The organism is Actinomycetota bacterium (assembly GCA_018333515.1).
Lineage (GTDB): Bacteria > Actinomycetota > Aquicultoria > Aquicultorales > Aquicultoraceae > Aquicultor.
The window spans coordinates 22039-41769 of sequence record JAGXSZ010000025.1 but is presented as its reverse complement, the minus strand read 5'-3'; the positions used below and the strand labels follow the sequence as shown (position 1 = coordinate 41769).

Below are 19731 nucleotides of genomic sequence, written 5' to 3'. Positions count from 1 at the left end.
GAGTCATCGCTGCTCTCTTTATTCGGTGGGCTGATCGGAATTGGTTTTGGCTGGTTGATCTCTTTTATCGTTGGACAAGTGGCGGTTCAATCGGGCACTCCCTTCCACCCACGGGTCGATTTGGATGCGATTTTATTGGCGACCATGTTTTCAACCGCCATCGGTTTGTTCTTTGGGTTGTACCCGGCTAACCGGGCGGCCAACCTGGAACCGGTAGAAGCCCTGCGCTACGAGTAATGGCTCCGTAGAATACCCGACGGTGAGTCGCGTATTCTGTTGAAATCCTTTTTGGCGGCCAGCCTGTTAGCCTGTCAATGCCCTTGACGGATGGATGGGGAGCGAGTACAATACGCCCATTGATGCGGGGTAGAGCAGAGGTAGCTCGTCGGGCTCATAACCCGGAGGTCAGTGGTTCGAATCCACTCCCCGCTACTAAAGTCAAACCAGAGTCCGTCGGGCTCTGGTTTTTCGTTAGCCTGGCGCACAGCGGTAGACATTTTTCCAAAAATGGAGGAATTTCTTATGAACCGCAGTTCGCCGGGTACGTCAAAATCCAAAGTTTCACTTTCCTTAGCCAAAGCCATCGACGGCTTCCTAAAATTTAAAACAGCAGAGGGATTAAGCCAACGCACAATTACCTCCTATGAGTTCACTCTCGGTCATTGGTTGAAATACATCGGAGATCGAGAGGTATCGGAAATTCAATCTTCCGACCTGACCGGCTACATGGCCTGGTTGAGAACCGAATATAAACCGAGCCGTTGGAACGGAAGCTCCGAGCCGCTGTCCGCTAAATCCATCCGAAATGTGTGGGTAACGTTTCGATCCTTTTTCGGATGGCTGCAGGTGGAGTTCAAGTTTCCCAATCCCGCAAAAGAAATCACTGCCCCGAAGTTTCAAAAACATCCTGTTGAAACATTTTCCAAAGAAGACGTTGAAAAAATTCTCAAGGCGTGTGTTTATTCCCGTGAATCGCAGACTGAGGAAAGGAAGAAATTTGTAATGCGCCGGCCGAGTTCCAACCGTGACCAGGCGATTGTGTTGATGTTGCTGGATACTGGATTGCGAGCAACTGAGTTGTGTTCTCTGATCATCAACGATGTAGATCTTAAAACCGGAAAAGTCACCATTCGTCATGGAGTGGCAGGTGGCGCGAAAGGCGGTAAAGGACGCACTGTGTACCTGGGTAAAGTTGCGCGAAAAGCGGTTTGGCGTTATCTTGCCAGCCGAGAGGATGGGGACGATCCCGACGCCCCCCTCTTCATCAGCCATGCGGACCGAGCTTTCAACAAGGATAGTTTGCGTGTCTTGATCAATCGGTTGGGAGACAGGGCAGAAATCAGGAAAGCTTATCCGCATAAATTCAGGCATACCTTCGCCATCACCTACCTGCGTTCTGGAGGAGATGTTTTTACCCTCCAATCGCTTCTGGGTCATGGATCGCTTGATATGGTACGTCATTATGCCCAGATAGCCGAAGTGGATGTGGAGCAAGCGCATCGCAAAGCCAGCCCAGCTGATAACATGCGTCTGTAACCAAGAAATCTTCATTGAGCTAACTTCCCTGCGATAAACATCAATGCCTTTTTCTGGCTTTCTCGGTCAAGCTTATTAAGGAAGACCTCAAGCTCATCACCCGGCGTGGACATCGCCTTCCCTGACAGCCCTGCAATCCGCTCTTGAACATCGGAAGATAACATGGGAGCGTAAGTGCTGTCAGTGATCTCGATACTCTCGTGCATCAGGTTCATGGAGACTGCTTTATAATCCGCCATGGTCTGGGCATGAAGTAACCCGTAGACGGCGTGTCCATGCCGGAATTTGTGAGGAGATTTAAATTCAAGGTGCGCCGAGGAGAACAATAACTCCAAGCGTTTTTGAAGCGCCTGGGAGCGCGTCTTTCCCGGTTCATCCTGTGAAAGAAACTGATCCCCCCAGGAATGCGCGATCGGTGCATACCAGGGACTTGAGCCAGGAAGTGACTTACGGACAAATTCATCCCATTGGCGAACCGGCGCAAGAATTTCAGGAATGTTCAACAGAAAAGTAGTCGCCTTCTTTCCATTCTTGGTATGAACGCCCAGTTCTGGCCATTGGCGAAGTCTCAGATTTTCAAGATCAACCGCCTCAATCGGCAATGTGGTGAAGGCACTGGCACGCATACCTGAAAGGAAGAGCATGGCAGCAGCTGCTTTATCGCGTAATAAGGCCAGGTTATTTTCGGGTACAGGGGTATTGATTAATTCTTGTACCTCATCCAAAGAAACAAAAACATTCTCTGAAGATAACTGCGGTTGGCGAGGTCGGCGTAAAGTATCAATCCATGAAACAGGAAGGCTGTTCATTTCACGAGGATATGTTACTTTTGCCCAACGGAAAAAGCGCTTACTTGAGTCAATGATCTTCTTTTGGGATGCGCTGGCCAGGGTTCTTTTTCCTTCCTTACCTGGTAATGAAGCCAGATAGGACGGTAGGGTCGGCCGAATAGTCTGGACATGGCGGAAATTTTGATCATCCGCCCACAGGAGTAGATGACGCAAATAGAATCGATAGCGTTCAACAGAAGCTTGGTTCAACTGTAGAACCTCATCGAGGTATTTGAGATGTTCTTTGACCTTAAGATAGTTCTGGCGTTCGATCACGATGGGCTCCACGATTAATAACGGCTCCACAATTTGCACAAGTGCCTTTGATTAAGACCAGGTTTCCCTTGATCGGTTGAATCTGAGGAGAAAGTAATTTGGATACCTGGTTACAACGCAAACAATACGCTTCATCTTCATTTAGCTTATTGGTCACTTTAGGTTTACGTTGGTTGTTTACCCATCTGGCAAACTCTTCTCCGTTGATCCAAATCCTGTTACGGTTGTCTCTTTGGTGGGGAACATCTATTTGTAACCAATCCCGCAATGTACTTTCGGCAATATCCAGTTCTTCACAAATTTCACGCGGGGTATACAACATCGGCAATAACCCTGGTGCTTTGATGATGACGTTATGAGGTAATTTGGTCCGGTGAATTCTTACTTCCATCCAACGATACTCCTAAGAAATAGTGTTTTGTACTTTATCCATGCATCAGCAGGTCATCCGACCCGAAATCGTTGACAGGATTTCCAAAAGCTTGTTTGATCTGAAGGATATCTTCTGGAATTACGCCGGCATCTTGATTTTCGCCTAAGCCCGTGCGAATTTTTCTGATCGAGTCAGTCAACTGGCTGGCCAGTTTATTGGCGCGTTTGGCTTCGCGTCGCACGGTGTACCAATCGCCAGTTGATTTTGGTGATGTAATTTCAGTCACATCGCTTGCCATCTGTGCAAACTCATTTTCATTTATCATTACCCTGTTTGCCATGCAGCGAGCTTCAAATCGTCTCAAACTGTTGTGGATCTCGTCTACTTGATCTTCAATATCAAGGGTTTCCAACTGTTCAATTGATAAATCCGAAAGCTGAGATACGTATCCGAATAAGCGGGTTAAGTCATCATGAATGGTGTCTAGCTGCGAGACAAGCCTGGTATTCTGCGTTTTGACTGATTTTGTCAGAAAGCATGTGTTCATTGGCGATCCTTTCTAAAAGAGTTACGAGTAGGATAACACCCAGGCTGAGCTACCTCAATCTATTAATTTCGATAGGGTATTTGCCTTGATACCTATCGAAATTGATATATAGATTTTTCCTTCATCTACTTGCACAATAAGATAATCTCGCCTATAATTTTACTGAACAGATGTTCTAATATAAACCCTCAAATTTTCTACTGTTACCTCACTTGCGCATACGACTCTAGAATGACCAACTCCCACCTATACCATCAACTACAAGGTCCTCTCTGGATAGATGCATGCTTGTTCAGGGGGGATTTATGCGTTATGAGCCATTATTTCAGGTCAACATAGGGGAGGATTTCTTCGATGCCATCCATCGTGGTTTTCAATGATGAAGGGTCTGTTCTTTACCAAAATGTGGTCGACGATGTTCAGGATTTGGTAAAGATCATCCGGGATGGCAGAAATGTGCCTGGTTACGCTTTGGATGATTGCCCAGAAGTGCAAGTTAATGGCTTGATTGTTCTCGCGGGTCAGCCACCTAAACCGAAAAGAAAAGCGCCGGCATTATCAGAGCGGCAAATCAGTGTTTTGCAATTACTGGCAAGGGCATATACGCCAGAACAAATTGCGCTAAAACTAGGGTTAACCGAAGCGACCATTCGATTACATATAAGTGCTTTGAAAAAGAAATTTGGCACAGATAGCCGTGACCAGATGATGGCGATGGCGGGTCAATTAGGATTGTGCGATCCTTTTAAAACAAGCCCGGTCCATGATCAACAAGAGGATCAAATACTCTCAAGATGATCTGATGAAATGAAGGGGGATTCGTTGTCAGATTGAAGAAAATATTATATGATTAGAGGCGAACATATTTTTCATATTCCACATCGTAATCCTTGAAAAGTAAAACCACATGTCCAACTTTCCGGCCTGGTTTAACAGAGCGTACAAACGATGGAGCCGATCCCAGGCGGGTGAGGAAGATTTCATAGCCTTTTGCGATCTGTTATGCTATCCACCTTCCAAGGTATTGGGCTGGTTGCATGGCGAGTTTTTACCTGAAGGACCAGAAATTCTGAGCATTGCGGGGACACTCGGAATTGATGTTTACAAAGTATTAGATCTTCCGAAACCTGAGCCCAAGTTACTGAAACTATATTATCGATTTTCACATTTACAAGGACAGGATCGCTCTAGGTTAGTGTTAGCCATTTTTGAGGTTGAAAGACTTCTAAAGGAAGACAACATTTCAACCAGTTCTCCAGAGGCTACAGAAATAATAAAGAATGTGTTTGAAAAATACGGATTGAACAAGTAATTCGATCCGAAGTAGGTTTCGTCAAACGATAAAACGCTCAAAAATAAACTGAGGGGCGTTTTTTTGTTTCTCTTTTCCCTTGCGATGCTATAATAATCTCAAGCAACTGTGTTTAAACAATATACTTGGGAGGCTCTTATGGACTCCGAATTCCTGACGGCAGAGGAAGTAGCTGAATATTTACGACTCCCATTATCGACTGTTTATAAATTTGTTCAAGATAAACGGTTACCTGGCTTCAAAGTGGGAAAGCATTGGCGCTTCAGAAAAGAGACGATTATTCAATGGACCAAGGATCAAGAAAAAGACGCCCTTAGGGTCCCTGGCTCTGATCCAGAAGATGTAACACCTCAGAAGAAGGGACAATGAAAAGAATGCGTAAAGAAATATCACACCCTTTTTCACAAATGTCAGATCAAGGAAGTTAGGGAGGAAATATGTCAGGTCTCCATTTTTACAAACTCGATCTTCATGTACACACACCGGCATCCAGGTGTTATTTAGATAAAAAACAAACCGCTGAGCAAATTATCCAAGCAGCATTAGACATGGGATTGCAAGGGATTGCAGTAACCGATCACAACAATGCGGCATGGATCGATGAGATGAAAAAAGCTGCTGCGGGCAGAGACCTTGTGATTTTCCCAGGTGTGGAGCTATCCCTGGAACTCGGCCACCTCGTTGCTATATTTGATCCAAGTGCAACTCAAAAAGACGTGGAAGGTTTACTCGGGAAACTAGATTTAAAGCCTGATGAGTTTGGAAAATCAGAGACGGTTTGCACAAAAAGTGTCTATGAAGTAGTTGATACGATACATTCTAGAGGTGGGTTGGCAGTTCTGGCACATATCGATCAGCTAAAAGGTGTTTTCAACGACAACCTTAAAATCAAAGAGGACGGCAGCATAAATGTTCCCGCTCCTCTGCTGAAAATTATCAATGAGGCCCAGTTTGATGCAGTCGAATGTGCTAGTGGAAGATTACCTGCTGGGTTTGATGAAGCACACCACATCAAACGTATACCAGCTTTTTACCAGGCATCAGATAATTCAGATCCACAAGAACCAACGAAACATTCGGCGGCTGGCATTGGAAGCCGGCATTCCTGGTTTAAGCTTGATCAATTAGATATTGAAGGTCTTCGCCAATGCTTTGCAGATCCAGAAGTTCGCATTCAGTTAATGGGAATGCACGGAGAGAATGGTTATTCAAAGATCATTGGGATGAAGGTTGGTCCAACAGGTTTCTTGCGAAACCAGAGATTTGATTTTCATGAAGGGCTTAATTGTTTAATTGGTGGTAAAGGTGTCGGAAAATCATTGGCAATTGAAATTCTACGTTTTGCATTAGACCAGGCACCTTCATCTGACGAAAACCTGCTGGAAGACCATATTAAGAAACTTGAAAAACGTCTCGAAGCTGGGAATCCAGTTGAAGTAATTTACCAGGTTGCAGATGGAACTCAGTATCGAATTCGTCGAGTCTTTGAAGGACGAGCGAATGGTCCTCGCAGCTTAGAATGCAATAGTACATTAAGCTGTGTGAATTTATCAACAGACGATGAGTACAAAGGGGACATCACCCGCTTATTCCCAATCCTCGCATACAGTCAAACCGAAGTCATCAAGATTGCTGAAGATAAAAATGCACAATTGCAATTGATGGATCGATTTATTGACACCAGACCCACAGAAGCTGAGATTACTGATGTTCGAACCAGGTTGTTAGAAAATGACGCAACCCTAAATCAAGCTATTCAAGCTCGAGGGCGATTGGAAAATTGCCAGCGTGAGATACGCACACTCAAGGAGCAAATAGAATCGATAAACCGGTACTTAGCAGATCCACTGTTCGATGAAGTGAAGGCAGTTGAAAAGAAAAAAGAAACTTTCGAAGAAAAGATTAATTATGTAAACGAGCTTATCGATAAGGTTCGGGAGTGGCAAGTAGATTTAGGCAATCATTCTCTCGAGGATCTCCCTCAAGAACTTGCGAATGATCCTGTACTCAAAGAACAACATGCTAGTGCAGGCCAGGCTAAAGCCATCGTCAGTCAAGCATTAGCAAATTCAATACCCCAATTAATCTCCACAAAAGAGCAGATCACCAAATCGTACGAAACCTGGATGCCCGAATTTACTAAAGTATCAGAGGCATATGCTGCCCTACTCAAGGAGATTGGCGGAGATCGTGAAGCCAAAGAGCGTGAGCGCAGGCGGTTGCAAAAGCAACTAGCTACCCAAGAAAAGGAAGAACGCGATTGCCGTTCTCTGAGTGAAAACCTGGCTGGATTATTGAGCAACCGAAATGCATATTTAGACCAACTTGAACGAGCTTACCGCAGAAAATTCGATATCCGCAAAGAAAAATATGATGAATTAACAAGATTATCGGATGAGAAGCTGCAGCTTATTCTTAATCATGCTGCTGACCGAACTGATTACGAAAACAACCTTTCAGAACTACTAAAGGGCGGTCAGAATGCCCCCTCTGTTGCGGATCGAACCAAGATTGCAAACGGCATTCTACCGAGACGATTTGTACAACTTATTCTTGACCGCAATGATGCTCACCTAGCAGCTGAGGCTGGTTTGACAGAGACTTGGGCAAAAAGAGTGATTGAAAAGGCTTGGTCAACCGATGATTTCACCAGAGTATTGGCATTGCAACATAATTGCTTCCCTGCTGATGTACCCTCCATTCGTTTCCGCAAAGAAGGCGGAGTTTACGATGATCTGACCGAGCTCTCGATTGGCCAGAAATGCACTGCCCTGCTCATCATTGCATTATGTGATGGCACAATGCCGGTTGTAATTGATCAACCCGAAGATGCATTAGATATCATTTCAGTCTGGGAGGATATCGCTAAGAAGCTGCGTCGTGGTAAGAACTCACGCCAATTTATTCTGACAACCCATAATTCCAGCGTGGCCGTGGCATCCGATTCAGATCAATTTATTGTGCTTAAGGCCGGCGCGACATCTGGGCGTGTAGTTGCCTCTGGCGCGATTGACCGCCCGGAAGTAAAGAAAGCGGTTATAGACCACCTGGAAGGTGGCGAGGATCCTTATATTCTGCGATCCAAGAAATACAACATCCATCCGGAGCAAAAGTAAAACTTTACTATGGCATACACCAACCATCTCCTTTTTAACAATATTTTCCTGAGAAATCTTCATCCCACAGAAGAAGAAATCGCTTCTGCCAACTATCTCGTCCACGAAAGTGCCCGGGATTGGTATCGAAATGCTGATTTCTCTTCTCCACATAGTCTGGTCGAAACCTGGATTCGCCCCCTGCTGAATCAACAAACTTTGGATTTGGTCGAAGTGGGATCTGAATTTCCTGAAGCCTGGTATCTGGTCGCGCCGTGGGAACGTGAGAGTCCGCTCGCGATCTGTTATGTGGTTGGTGAGCGCCAAAAGTTGGATGGGCATGCGCCAGATGGCACGCTGCCTAAAGGTCAGCACTGGATGATCCAGGCGGTGAACCTGGCGCTGCAAAAACAGGAACACGATCTTCGTTGGATCATTTTAACCAACGGGGATCAATGGCGCTTGCTGGATGCCAAAAACCTTCGAAAATATGAATCCTTTTTAGAAATTGATCTGATCGATTTGCTCAAAGGGCAGGATGACCGGCTGGCAGCCTATCTCTTTCATCATATTGTCCGGCTTGAAGATTCGTTGGAAAAGGATGAATCCACTGGCAAAAATAAACTGGATGCATTTTTTGAGCAATCGATTCAAGCGACTGAGGCCACAGAAAAATATCTAAAGACCAGTGTCAGCGATAATCTGAATACCCCCGGTGGCGGGGATGGAATTATGGCGCAGCTCTGCATGGGGTTGGTGCATGCCATCGACCCCAGTGGAACACGGGCTTTCACCGACGCGGAGCGGGATGAGATTTACCGCAATGCAACCTATTTGCTGTATCGACTGTTATTCATTTTTTACGCCGAATCGCGCAACCTTCTGCCAATGGACCGAGAGGATTACCAGGCTATCAGCCTGAACCGGTTGGTGGAAGATGCCTATGCCGTTCACCTCAACCCCGGTAATAACGCTATCCAGCAGACCAATCTTTGGGATCAACTTAACACACTGTTCAATGCCATTCAGTACAGCGACGAATATATGGGTATCCCGCCGTATAATGGCGGCCTGTTTGAGAATGACGACAAAGTTTATTTGAAGGAATGCAAGATCGCCAACCGATTTTTGGCGGAAGCACTGGTCGAACTGGCTTACCTTTCAGATCCCAATGATGAAACGGATCCGGAGCGCATCGATTACCGTGATCTGTCGGTGCGGCATTTAGGCAGCCTGTATGAAGGCATGATCGAGTATCGCTTGTTTATTGCCGAAGAAGAGCTGCTGGCGCGGCGGGATAAAGACGGTAAAGTCAAATATCTGAGCGCTGAGAAGACGGAGCGCAAACCGAATGATGAGCTCCTGAAAAAGGGGAAGGTTTATTTCGCCCAAAGCCCGCATGAGCGCAAAGCCACCGGCACGCATTACACCGCCGAAGACCTGGTGGAACGTCTGGTCAAGCAGACAGTACTGCGCCTGCTGAATGAGCGCTGGCAGGAATTTGAGCCCAATTTCACCCAATGGCTGGCCGAAATCGATGCAACGCCCGGTGAAGCACAACGCCGCCGGCTGCAGGAGCGGGTTGACAGCGAGTTGGAACAATTTGTCGAGAGCCAGGTGCTCAACCTGCGCGCCTGTGATCCCGCCATGGGCAGCGGACATTTTTTGGTGCACATCGCCCATCAGATGACCAACTTTATCCTCTGGGTATTCACCCGAACCCCCTGGACAAATGACAACATCAACCTGGACGCTGATCTCTGGCGTAAACGCATCGTGGAGAATTGCCTGTATGGTGTGGATATCAACCAGATGGCCGTCGAGCTTGCCAAGCTCTCGTTGTGGTTGGCTACAATGCAGTTAGGACAGCCACTTTCATTTTTAGATCATCACCTTAAACAGGGCAACAGCCTGCTGGGTGCCAGCCTGGAGGAAATTGAAACCTTACTAAAGCAAGACGATTTTAGTAAGTCTACGGCAAAGTCAGAAGTGGCTGAAGCCAGAGGCCAGTATCTGTTATTGCAACAAGTTCACTCACTACAACAGAAGATGGGTGAAGCCAATACTTTACTTCAAAAAATTGCTAACCAGATTGTGAGTCGTGCTGAGGACGTTCACCAGCAAGAATTAAATTTGGAAGAAGTAGAGAAAATTCTAACGCCTTATAAACAAATAGGAAACTTAGTTGTGGCACAAAAAATGGGGGTGAAGATCACTGCCAATGAGTTACACATCTTGGCAAAAGTATATCAAAATGGATCCGAACTCAACGAAGCTCAAAATATATTGCAAAACAAAGTACAAATTTCATTAGGTAATGCTTACTCCCTTCATTGGGGATTAGAATTCCCCGGAATTTTTTGGAAGGAAGAAGCCAAAGGGTTTGATGTAATCGTCGGAAATCCCCCGTTTCTCGGTGGATTGAAAATAAGTGGAGAGCTGGGAGATTATTTCCTACAATATTTAAAATCCACCTTTATTCCTAGTATTGGCGCAGCTGATTTATGTTCTTACTTTTTTCGACTTGCAGAAAAAATACTCAACGAGTGGGGTTGCTCAGGATTTGTTGCAACAAATTCAATTGCACAAGGAGATACTAGACGAACAGGGATTTCATACTTATTAGAAAAAGGTTTTGAAATTTACTTTGCAGATAGATATGTTAAATGGCGAGGGGACGCAAATGTAGAAGTTAATTTAGTTGCTATGTTTAAATCAAAATCAATAAGATCTACAAGAGAAAATCTTCGTTATTTGGATAATACTAATGTACCCTTTATTTCGTCATATTTAGATGATGTACCCGAAACGACCCCACATAAATTAATCCAAAATCTTGGCACTTCATTTCAAGGTGATATTCCCTACGGCATAGGTTTTATTCTGGATGAGCAAACTGCGAAGAACCTGATAACGAAAGATCCCAATAATTCGGAGTGTTTGTTTCCATATCTTACTGGAGAAGATGTTAATGCAAACTTGGGTCAAAAATCAAAAAGATATGCGATCTGTTTTCATGACTATGATTTCAAAAAGGCAAGTGAGTACCCAGATTTAATGAGTATTGTCCAAGAGAAAGTAAAACCCCAAAGAGATAAAGTAAATAGGGAACGAAATAGACTGAAGTGGTGGCTCTATGGAGAATATCGAAAAGGGTTACGAATTGCCATAAGTGACCTTTCACGAATATTGGTTCGAAGTCTAGTTAGTGAACATCATATATTGTCATTTACAGACCCGAACCAAATACTATCATGCAAATTAGGGATATTCACTTTTGATGATTATTATCATTTTGCACTTCTGCAATCTAGTACTCATGAAATTTGGCAAAAACGCCTTGCTTCAACTCTCGAAGCAAGAAACTCTTATACTCTTGCTTATTGTTATCAGACTTTTCCATTCCCTCAATCTATTGGTAAGAAGGAAATTGAAAAAACTGACGAAACAGGTAAGAATTTCTATAATTACAGACAACAAATTATGCAACAACGAATTCTTGGTCTGACAAAAATTTACAACTTGTTCAATAATCCAAAGGTTAATGATGGAGATATTCAGTATATACGTAATCTACAAATCGATATGGATAACTCCGTTATAGCTTGCTATGGCTGGGAAGATATTAATTTGCAGCACGATTTTTACCCCAATGACCGCAAGAAGATCCGCTTCATGCCTTCACCGGCAGCCCAACGCGAAATCTTTACACGGCTGGTCGCGCTCAACCAGGAAATCGCTGCGCAAGAAGCTGCCCAGGGGTTGGTTGTAGAACCAGGAGAAGAAGATGAAATTGATGAAGAAACGGAAGCCTAGGAGGAACTTATATGCCCATACAGCCTAATTTATTTGATGATCCTCCAAAACCGCAAAAAACCGTCGCCATTGAACAGACGATTGAATTTATCCCGTTACAAAAAGATATTCCTGGACTGACTCTTTCCGGGTTACTTCCGGCGAATGCGCGCTTGGAATTGACCCGTCATTATGAGATCCACAGCATCCATCTCAGCCGTATCCTGCATCAGCTCAGTGATTTGAAAGCCAGTAAACTCACGATTGAACAGATCGCCCAGCTTCTTTCAATCCCTTCAGCCCGAACGGAAGCCACTTTATCCTTTGGCCGTAAAATCTATTTGATAAATTCCGAAAACATTTTGACACCATTTGGTACGCGGGTGCTTGCTCAATCCCCCTACCTGGATAATAAAGGTCTTTTGTGGTTATTCCATTACATGTTGGCCTCGAACGCCAGTCTGGTGATCTGGAGTATCGCGTTTAATGAATTACCGGTTCGAAAAGCGGAAGTGGATCTTGGTGAAATCACCCAAGTGTTAACCAGCGCTTCGGACAAGTGGTCTGAACAAACGCTGAAAAAGAAAGCACCGGCTGAATTGCGTGGCGCAATCCGTTGTTATACCGAGGAAATCTTTTCGCCGCTTGACCTGATTACTCATGTTGGCGGCCCAAAATACGAGTTCAATTCAAATACAGCTGTTATTCCGCCGCTGGTTTGGCTCAGCAGCCTCCTGGTTTATCGTGATCAATATTATCCTGGCGCGCCTTCCCTTGAAATTCCGCTCATTGTGGATGGGAATTTCAGCCCCGGTCGTATCTTCCGGCAGAACCAGGCTTCAGTTCGCAAGGCTTTAGACGAATTACATAACGCTGGACTATTATCTGTAGAAGTTCGGTCGGGGTTGGATCAGGTACGGTTTAAACGAGACACCACCTGGTTATCTGCAGCAACCCAATACTTGAAAGGTGAATCCCGATGATCAACTTTTTTAAGTATCTGGACCAACAAAGCAGCGAAGATAAGCGGGCATTTATTGTGCATTATCCAGCAAAATCAGGGAAAACTTCGTTCGCAAAACGAGCAGCAGCACAACGCGCCGGCATTTATTATCTTGACCTTCAACAGGCATTTATAAAACAACCCGACCTGCCAAAAATTACTCAATGCGGTTTCGGTTTTTTGAAGGAATATTTGTTGGGATTGCAAGTGACAGAAGAGTTTATTCTGATTGATAATCCAGACTTCCTTTTCAACACCTGGAAACCTGAAGATAAACAGGCATTGCTGCACTGGATGAAAGTTCAGTTGCGTTCTCCAGGAGTAACTGAAAAAACCTTTGCCTTTTTCATTCAGAGCGATGAAATTCTGGCAACAGCCCAATTCAACAATTCCAGCGGCCAACCACGCATTCTGCCGCTCAACGAGTTCGAAGCAATCTAAACCCCAAGGGGAGGATCACTATGACGAAAATATTTGATCTTGTAAACTTCCACACAGCCTACGGCGATCAAGTTCGTTTGCTTGATTATTACTACAACGACAATGAAAACCGCGATCATATGCGGGGTTATGTCCCGATTCGCTCTCACCGCGAAGCGTTTATATCCTTAGCACAGGCGCAATTACCCAGTAAAGAGAATAAAGAAAAAGTATTCATGCTGACGGGCAGTTATGGTACAGGTAAAAGCCATTTGTGTCTCATGCTGGCAAATTACTTTTCCTCCAAGCCAACCGATCTGGAGATGACAGCTTTCTTTGATAACTGGGCTAAACGCGACCGAACTGGTTCTGAAAAAATTCGCAACATGCGTGGTGATGGTCGTTATTTGGTCGCTCCTTGTGATTTTGGAGAGGCAAAACTATTTGATGAAATGCTGATCAGCGCTCTGGAAAAAGCCCTGCAAAATGAAGGCGCAGAAAGTATCGTTTTAGATACCCAGTTTAAAGGCGCATTGAAATGGATTGAAGAATATGAGCATGATGAACAGGCTGGCCATCTGGTCGGCACTTTCAATGACTTCCTGAGTCATTTAGGAGGCGATGATCCACGTCAATCATTGGAACAGCTCAAATCCAATCTCCGATTAAATCAAAACTCAGCCATGGATCAATTCCAGGAAGCCTACCAAAAGGCTACCAAGAGCAAGATGAAATTTAAGAACGACAGCCTTTTGGATATTCTCAAAGATCTTCTAGCGAATCATGATTTCCAAAAGCGTTATAAGGGGTTGGTGTTTTTAGCTGATGAATTTGGGTATGCCCTATCCGAGGGTCGTGTCAGCATGAGCATCTTCCAGGGTTTTGCAGAAATGTCTAAAGATGGCATTGATGGGATGCAATTAATATTCATTGGAACAGGGCATCGACGTTTTGAAGCATATGGAGCGAACACACCGCTTCAAATGGATTTTCGAGTGGTAAGGGACCGAGTTACTGAAGTCAGCCTTGAGTCCGAAGAACTGGAACAAATTATCGCTGCGTTGGTATCGCCAAAAACTGAAAATACGACCTGGCAGGATGAGGTTATAAAAAAGAATTCCTGGCTGCTGACTAAAATGGCCGGCGATGCCAAGCGCATGAAAATCTTTGATTATTTGGATGAACCTCAACTCCTGGATCAAATTGTGAAGAATATTTATCCGGCTCACCCGATGACGACATTTTGCCTTACGAAGATGTCGAAAGAATTGGGATCGGATGCACGATCAGTCTTCTCGTTTTTCCGGCGTTTTGGTGAGAATCCTCCGGAAGGTGGATACTCCTGGTTTGTGCGGAATTACGATGTGACCAGACCGAATGGTGAGCTGGAAATATACACACCAGAATATCTTGCCACCTATTTCAAACCCAGTTTCACAGATACCACGTTGATGGTACGTCCAGATATCCGTGACCATATCCGAAATTATCTGGCTGCTGTAGAAGAAGCACGACGGTTCGCTTATAAAAACACGCTGAGCCGTGAAATTGATGCTTTTACAAAAAGAGTCCTAGACCTGATCTTTGTCTATCGAGTATGCAATGTGAATGTGACCCAACAGACATTGGAATTCGGTTTGAACCTCGTATCAGGGAATGACAAGAAGATGTTAGGCAGCGAACTAAAAAGCCTGATGTCAAATAAAATCTTGTTCCAATCCCCATCAGGTGAATACGAGTTCCGCCGAAGCAATATGGCTGACTTAGACACTCTGGTCAACGGGATTAAGCAAGATATCCTTAACCAACCTTTAAACCTATCAGAAAAGGTGGGTAAATTAGCAGAAAAAAGATGGGAAATCTGGACGGACGCCAAAGGCCATAACCAGGATTATTTGGGTGATAAGCGCCTAATTCGCGTGTTCGCGACCCCTCAAGAATTGGCTGCCAAATATAAGCAGCCAGATGGAGCAGAGATCGATTTTTGGGAGTTTCAAGAACAGAAGCGTGCTTCACAAAACACTTGGAGTGAGCGATACGACGGCACGATGGTTTATGTTTTATGTGAAAACGATCAGGAGATACAACAAGCACAACAAGCTGTGAAGTCCAATCATTTGGCCACTGTAATTGCCGGCGTTCCCAGAACAGCGATTCCGATTCGGGAAGCCGTCATTAATTTAATCGCGGTCCAGCAATTCATGTTGACAGACGAATACAATAAGATGGAGTTCCAGGAAAAAGCTTTAGCTGACGACATGCTAGGTAAAGAAAACCAAAAGACTGGTCGGGTAGGTGATTTTATTCATGCTCGCGAACGATACCTGGAAGCCAAAGGATTACTTTGGTACCGTGAGGATGGAAAAACCCTGGTAGCCGACCCAGTGAATGAATATGATCCGGCCGACGTTTTGATGAATCGGTTATTCACCAGCCGTAGCACGACCAGCCATGAATATCTTAGTAAGGCTCATCCCAAGAGTTTTTCAGCATCAAAAGACGCTGCCCTCCGCGATGCAGTTGGAAAACTCGTTCAGCTGGACAAGCCAGTGCAGATTGATCACGGAGAGAAAGAAAATCGTGGTGAAATACGATATTTGAAACTTGCTTTGGCAAACAACGGAGTTTTGATTCAGGAGGGGGATTACTCAGGTAATATTGCCACATATGAATTGGAAAGCAATCCTTCTAAGTACCAGATCAAATTTCCAGGTCTGGTTGGCTTAATCGATAATATCAAGGGCTTAAAACGCGGTGATACTCTAAATATATGGTCACTCCTATCAGAAATGACTGAAGCTCCATATGGTCTTGGACCATATGCCTTAGCCTTATTCCTGGCCTGTGCAATACGTCATTTTGGTGATGAAATTCGATTGAAAGTCAACCCTGCCGGATTAGGGTATTCAGATACCAGCGATCCTGAAACTATCATTGATGTAGCAACTGGCAAGTTCCCATTAGCGACACTTGAACGACGTCCATTAACGCCCGCAACCGCGAAACTGATTAATGAAATTTATAACCTTTTTGCGAGCGAACCAGCCGCTGCCGGCACTCAACAAACTCTTGCTGAAGCATGGCGTGCATTACAAGGGTGGTGGAAAGAGCGGACTCGGCTTGAGCGGGCAGTAGGAGTTTATAACGATGACAGTAGTGCTCAAAGCTTGGTAGATTTTTTGACGAAAAACGCTGAGGGTAATTCAGGTAGCCAGATTCTATTGGAGCAAATCAAACAAACTTATGGCTACAATCCAGATGCCGAATTGGGCGATGATGAAGCAAGTGAAATCATTAAGGAGCTGCTAAAAGACAAGCAAGAAATTGAAACACGAGCTACTACAATAAAAACGAACATTGTTTCCCAATTATCGAAATTATTCCATCCAGAAGGAGAAACGTATCAGGATTACACCAACGCCATTAATACCTGGTTGAAAAGTTTACATCCTGAGCAGAAACTTCTAACTTCAGATTGGCAAACTCCTTCAACAAAGACAGTGCTTGAAGCTTTGCAGAAATTGGTTGATATTGAGAAAACCTTCTTGGAAGTGATCCCGAACGCTTATGGATTCACCCTTGGTAAGGTAGATGACTGGTCTTATGATCAAACGACTGGTTATGTCAACAAATTCCAGGATGCACTTATAAAGATTGAAACCAGTCTACCTAAAGTACCGGCACCTGTTTTTACCTGTACGTCTGAATTAACTCAGAGCTATCAGGGAACCTGGGCAGTAAAATATCATGGCTCGACTAAGTTAACAGTTTCACTTCCTGAAGCTGGGGTGAAAGTACGTGTTACAAAGAATGAAGACCCATTGACTGCAAAACAGTTCATAACAGTTGATTCTCTTCCCCAGGAAATTGAAATTGCTGAGAGCTGCACCTATTATCTGGTAACGACGAACGGCCAGAACGAAGCAAGCAAGGTTGAGCGCATTGCATTTACCAACCTTGACGATGAAAGCAAATTAATCCCCGAGCCAGCACCCAAGTTAGATCCCAAAGAAAGGATTTACAGGTTCAAGAATCCCGGAGATAAGGTGGGTCTAATCGTCCTCTTAAGAGATATTATTTCTCACATCAAACAAGATCATATCATTACGGATGCGGATATTTTGGCTGCCATAGAGGAGACAATCCGAGATGAGTTCAAAAAGTAAACCGGGGTAATCGAGTGATTAAACTTACAATTCTTGACCTTTCCCTAGATGTTCATGTTCCAGATGCGGATGTAACCCTGAACGATATTGATCAATACGTTTCAGGATATGATCGCATCGTAAGTACAATTCATTCTCAGAGAGACCTTCATGTTGTAATAACCAATAATCAAGTTGGGAAATGGTTAAGCATCCTACAAAAACGATATGGAAAAGAAACCATCACTGTTGAGGAAATAAATTTCCGAAAACAGCTGGCCAAACAAATAGGAATCTCAATTCCTGAATCAATTACTGATCAACAAATCAAAGAGTCTTCTCTACTTGATCTAAGCATTCCCGCATCAGCAAATGCAACTTTTGAAGAATACTTGTTGGAAGTATTTTTTGGAAATTTTCTCATATCTGATGGAGGCTTGAAAAGGATCGGAGATTTTATTACCAATTACGAGACTGACCAATGGGATGCAGCGCTTAATCGTCCAATCGTTAGAGATTTGTATTTAAAAAGACTTAGGGATCTTCGTGTTCTCTTAGAATCTGAGAAAAGAAATGGTGAAAAAGTCCTTTTAGGCTGGTTAGAAGAATCGCCACAAGTATTAATTCGTAATCTGTCTGCCATGAAAATGTTGATTGGCTACCCGGAAGCCATAGGAAAACGTCTTTTTGGAACTGCATTTTTACATCTACGAGAAAGCAAGCTTGATTACCGAAAAGTTCCAATTCTTCTACGAGGCAACGAAAGGGTGCTTGATGAAATTAGAGTTTATCTTTCCGGCAAAAACACACCGGGCAATGTAGAGGAATTAAATCACCTTGTTGATCAGATGAGTGGCTTGTTGGAAATCGAATTTAATACGATTTATCAGATACTTCAAAAAGGTCAATTAAATATTGATGCACCCTTGGTGGAAAAAATTAGGGCGAAATTTAAACCTATCCAAGAAATCCCGAATGTTTCACAAATCCTTAATGCTCTTGATTTACTAATCACTCGCCCTCAACCTGTCCAGCCACAATCCAACTGGACGGAGGAAGAATGGGTTCTTTGGGCAGTAGAGTCTTACTTACCATATCGATTCTGGTTAGAAAATACAGGTCAACTGAATGACGAAATTGCAGAATTTGCTGGTTGTTATTCTGATTGGCTGAATTCAAATTATGGCAGCTTAAAATATCATTCAAAGAGAATGGCATGGAAATGGTTATTAGACCTCAGTAATGCATGGAAACAGCTGGATAGTCCGGTATTGGTTGTTATGGCAGACAATTTAAATGCCAAATTTTATCCAGATTTGTTGCATCAATTACAAGTACAAGGCTTTTACGAGCAACAAATGGATTATTGCTTCTCGATGTTGCCTTCTTGTACTGAGGTAAGTAAAAAATGTATTATTACAGGTCATTATCAACCATTCAAAGAAACATCGTATAAGAACCAAGTGGAAAGTACTTGGAAAGCACGATTACAAAAGAAAGTTCTTTATGTGGGCAGTATTGGTGAATTTCGATCAATTTCTACTAGAGAACATGATATCTATTTCTTAAATTATTTACCATTGGATATTACTCTCCACCAAGATGAGAACCAAACCGGCCTATCACACCCTCAAGCTATTCGCAATTATCTAGTTTCCTTATCGCAAGACATTCGGGCTTTTGCTGAAAGAATTGGAGCGGAACGAGATCTAACTGTAGTGATTATTTCGGATCACGGATCCACACGCATCCCTAAGGGAACCATTAACGTAATTCAAGGGGATTACTATCGAAAACGCGCGGACGATGAACATCATCGCTATATTTCTATTTCGGATGAAGAAATAAAGAAACTGCCTGAAAATTATAAATACGATTGTTATCTATTGAAAAGGGATTTATTGGAATTAGAAACCAATTACCTGGTTGCTCGCCGGCTTTACCGTTTCTTGCCAACAGATGAAAATGCATATATTCACGGTGGACTAACACCCGAAGAAACACTCATCCCATCCGCAGTATATCGACCTGTCATTGTGTCGCCCAAACAATTGGCAATTGCAATCACAGGAGGTAACAAAATTTATGTTGGTACGAAATTTGACCTTTTACTCGAAATTACCAACTTAAATAATTATTCATGCGATGAATGTCAAATAGAAATCATGGATGTTAACCTTGAAACCAGTAAACTCAAACTTGGAAGTCTTGAAAAATTAGTCCGGCTCCCAGTTGCTATTCCATCTCGATGTGTCCGGAATGCAGAGACTGGTCTTCGAAAACTACACATCAGACTTACATACGAATTTCTTGGGCAGCCTTGTATAAACGATATCATGGTACCGATAGAAATCATCGAGCCTGCAAAGCCAAAGTTCGACTTGGATAACCTTTAGGAG

14 protein-coding genes and 1 tRNA gene are annotated in these 19731 nt (G+C 43.7%); 12 read left to right on the top strand and 3 right to left on the bottom strand.

All coding sequences use genetic code 11. The features are described from left to right. The 3 genes from KGZ93_06585 to KGZ93_06575 form a co-directional block, all read left to right on the top strand. Positions 1-237: FtsX-like permease family protein (locus tag KGZ93_06585; GenBank protein ID MBS3909277.1), on the top strand; the 237-nt coding region annotated here is incomplete at its 5' end. Between the two features lie 123 nt (positions 238-360). Next, positions 361-432, top strand: a tRNA-Met gene (locus KGZ93_06580). A gap of 90 nt (positions 433-522) precedes the next feature. Beyond that, the gene (locus tag KGZ93_06575) at positions 523-1536 is read left to right on the top strand and encodes a tyrosine-type recombinase/integrase (GenBank protein ID MBS3909276.1); all 1014 of its coding nucleotides are present in this window, start codon (positions 523-525) and stop codon (positions 1534-1536) included. A gap of 11 nt (positions 1537-1547) precedes the next feature. On the opposite strand, the gene KGZ93_06570 is transcribed toward KGZ93_06575, so the two are convergent. From KGZ93_06570 to KGZ93_06560, 3 genes are read right to left on the bottom strand one after another with little or no spacing between them, the layout of a single operon-like run. Continuing rightward, entirely contained in the window at positions 1548-2642 is a 1095-nt protein-coding gene (locus KGZ93_06570) for a tyrosine-type recombinase/integrase (GenBank protein MBS3909275.1), read from the bottom strand. After that, a complete protein-coding gene (locus tag KGZ93_06565) occupies positions 2617-3033 on the bottom strand; it encodes a hypothetical protein (protein ID MBS3909274.1) in 417 nt (138 codons plus the stop codon). The genes KGZ93_06570 and KGZ93_06565 overlap by 26 nt, the downstream gene beginning before the upstream one ends. 34 nt (positions 3034-3067) lie before the next feature. Then, the gene (locus KGZ93_06560; protein MBS3909273.1) at positions 3068-3562 is read right to left on the bottom strand and encodes a hypothetical protein; all 495 of its coding nucleotides are present in this window, start codon (positions 3560-3562) and stop codon (positions 3068-3070) included. 354 nt (positions 3563-3916) lie between these two features. Between KGZ93_06560 and KGZ93_06555 the strand changes: the two genes are divergently transcribed. From KGZ93_06555 to KGZ93_06515, 9 genes are all read left to right on the top strand, one after another. After that, positions 3917-4360, top strand: coding sequence for a hypothetical protein (locus tag KGZ93_06555; GenBank protein ID MBS3909272.1), 444 nt, complete (start codon positions 3917-3919; stop codon positions 4358-4360). Between the two features lie 109 nt (positions 4361-4469). After that, positions 4470-4874, top strand: coding sequence for a hypothetical protein (locus KGZ93_06550; GenBank protein ID MBS3909271.1), 405 nt, complete (start codon positions 4470-4472; stop codon positions 4872-4874). 138 nt (positions 4875-5012) lie between these two features. Beyond that, positions 5013-5243, top strand: a complete 231-nt coding sequence (locus KGZ93_06545) for a helix-turn-helix domain-containing protein (protein ID MBS3909270.1) — start codon at positions 5013-5015, stop codon at positions 5241-5243. 68 nt (positions 5244-5311) lie between these two features. Next, positions 5312-7990 carry a PHP domain-containing protein gene (locus tag KGZ93_06540; protein MBS3909269.1) on the top strand — a complete coding sequence of 893 codons (2679 nt, stop codon included), beginning with the start codon at positions 5312-5314 and terminating at the stop codon, positions 7988-7990. 9 nt (positions 7991-7999) lie between these two features. Continuing rightward, the gene (locus KGZ93_06535; GenBank protein MBS3909268.1) at positions 8000-11785 is read left to right on the top strand and encodes a hypothetical protein; all 3786 of its coding nucleotides are present in this window, start codon (positions 8000-8002) and stop codon (positions 11783-11785) included. An 11-nt stretch (positions 11786-11796) separates the two neighbouring features. After that, entirely contained in the window at positions 11797-12747 is a 951-nt protein-coding gene (locus KGZ93_06530; GenBank protein ID MBS3909267.1) for a DUF4007 family protein, read from the top strand. Continuing rightward, positions 12744-13208 (top strand): hypothetical protein, encoded by a 465-nt coding sequence (locus KGZ93_06525; GenBank protein ID MBS3909266.1) that lies wholly within the window; start codon positions 12744-12746, stop codon positions 13206-13208. Before KGZ93_06530 ends, KGZ93_06525 begins: the two co-directional genes overlap by 4 nt. A gap of 20 nt (positions 13209-13228) precedes the next feature. Further along, positions 13229-17353: a hypothetical protein gene (locus KGZ93_06520; GenBank protein MBS3909265.1), complete on the top strand. Its 4125-nt coding sequence runs from the start codon at positions 13229-13231 to the stop codon at positions 17351-17353. 14 nt (positions 17354-17367) lie between these two features. Next, positions 17368-19728: a PglZ domain-containing protein gene (locus tag KGZ93_06515; GenBank protein MBS3909264.1), complete on the top strand. Its 2361-nt coding sequence runs from the start codon at positions 17368-17370 to the stop codon at positions 19726-19728. Positions 19729-19731 lie beyond the last annotated feature (3 nt).

Bases quoted from the DNA above. Each gene is read 5' to 3' on its own strand.
- KGZ93_06575 (MBS3909276.1), top strand. From the start codon at position 523: ATGAACCGCAGTTCGCCGGGTACGTCAAAATCCAAAGTTTCACTTTCC.
- KGZ93_06565 (MBS3909274.1), bottom strand. From the start codon at position 3,033: ATGGAAGTAAGAATTCACCGGACCAAATTACCTCATAACGTCATCATC.
- KGZ93_06560 (MBS3909273.1), bottom strand. From the start codon at position 3,562: ATGAACACATGCTTTCTGACAAAATCAGTCAAAACGCAGAATACCAGG.
- KGZ93_06555 (MBS3909272.1), top strand. From the start codon at position 3,917: ATGCCATCCATCGTGGTTTTCAATGATGAAGGGTCTGTTCTTTACCAA.
- KGZ93_06550 (MBS3909271.1), top strand. From the start codon at position 4,470: ATGTCCAACTTTCCGGCCTGGTTTAACAGAGCGTACAAACGATGGAGC.
- KGZ93_06545 (MBS3909270.1), top strand. From the start codon at position 5,013: ATGGACTCCGAATTCCTGACGGCAGAGGAAGTAGCTGAATATTTACGA.
- KGZ93_06540 (MBS3909269.1), top strand. From the start codon at position 5,312: ATGTCAGGTCTCCATTTTTACAAACTCGATCTTCATGTACACACACCG.
- KGZ93_06535 (MBS3909268.1), top strand. From the start codon at position 8,000: ATGGCATACACCAACCATCTCCTTTTTAACAATATTTTCCTGAGAAAT.
- KGZ93_06530 (MBS3909267.1), top strand. From the start codon at position 11,797: ATGCCCATACAGCCTAATTTATTTGATGATCCTCCAAAACCGCAAAAA.
- KGZ93_06525 (MBS3909266.1), top strand. From the start codon at position 12,744: ATGATCAACTTTTTTAAGTATCTGGACCAACAAAGCAGCGAAGATAAG.
- KGZ93_06520 (MBS3909265.1), top strand. From the start codon at position 13,229: ATGACGAAAATATTTGATCTTGTAAACTTCCACACAGCCTACGGCGAT.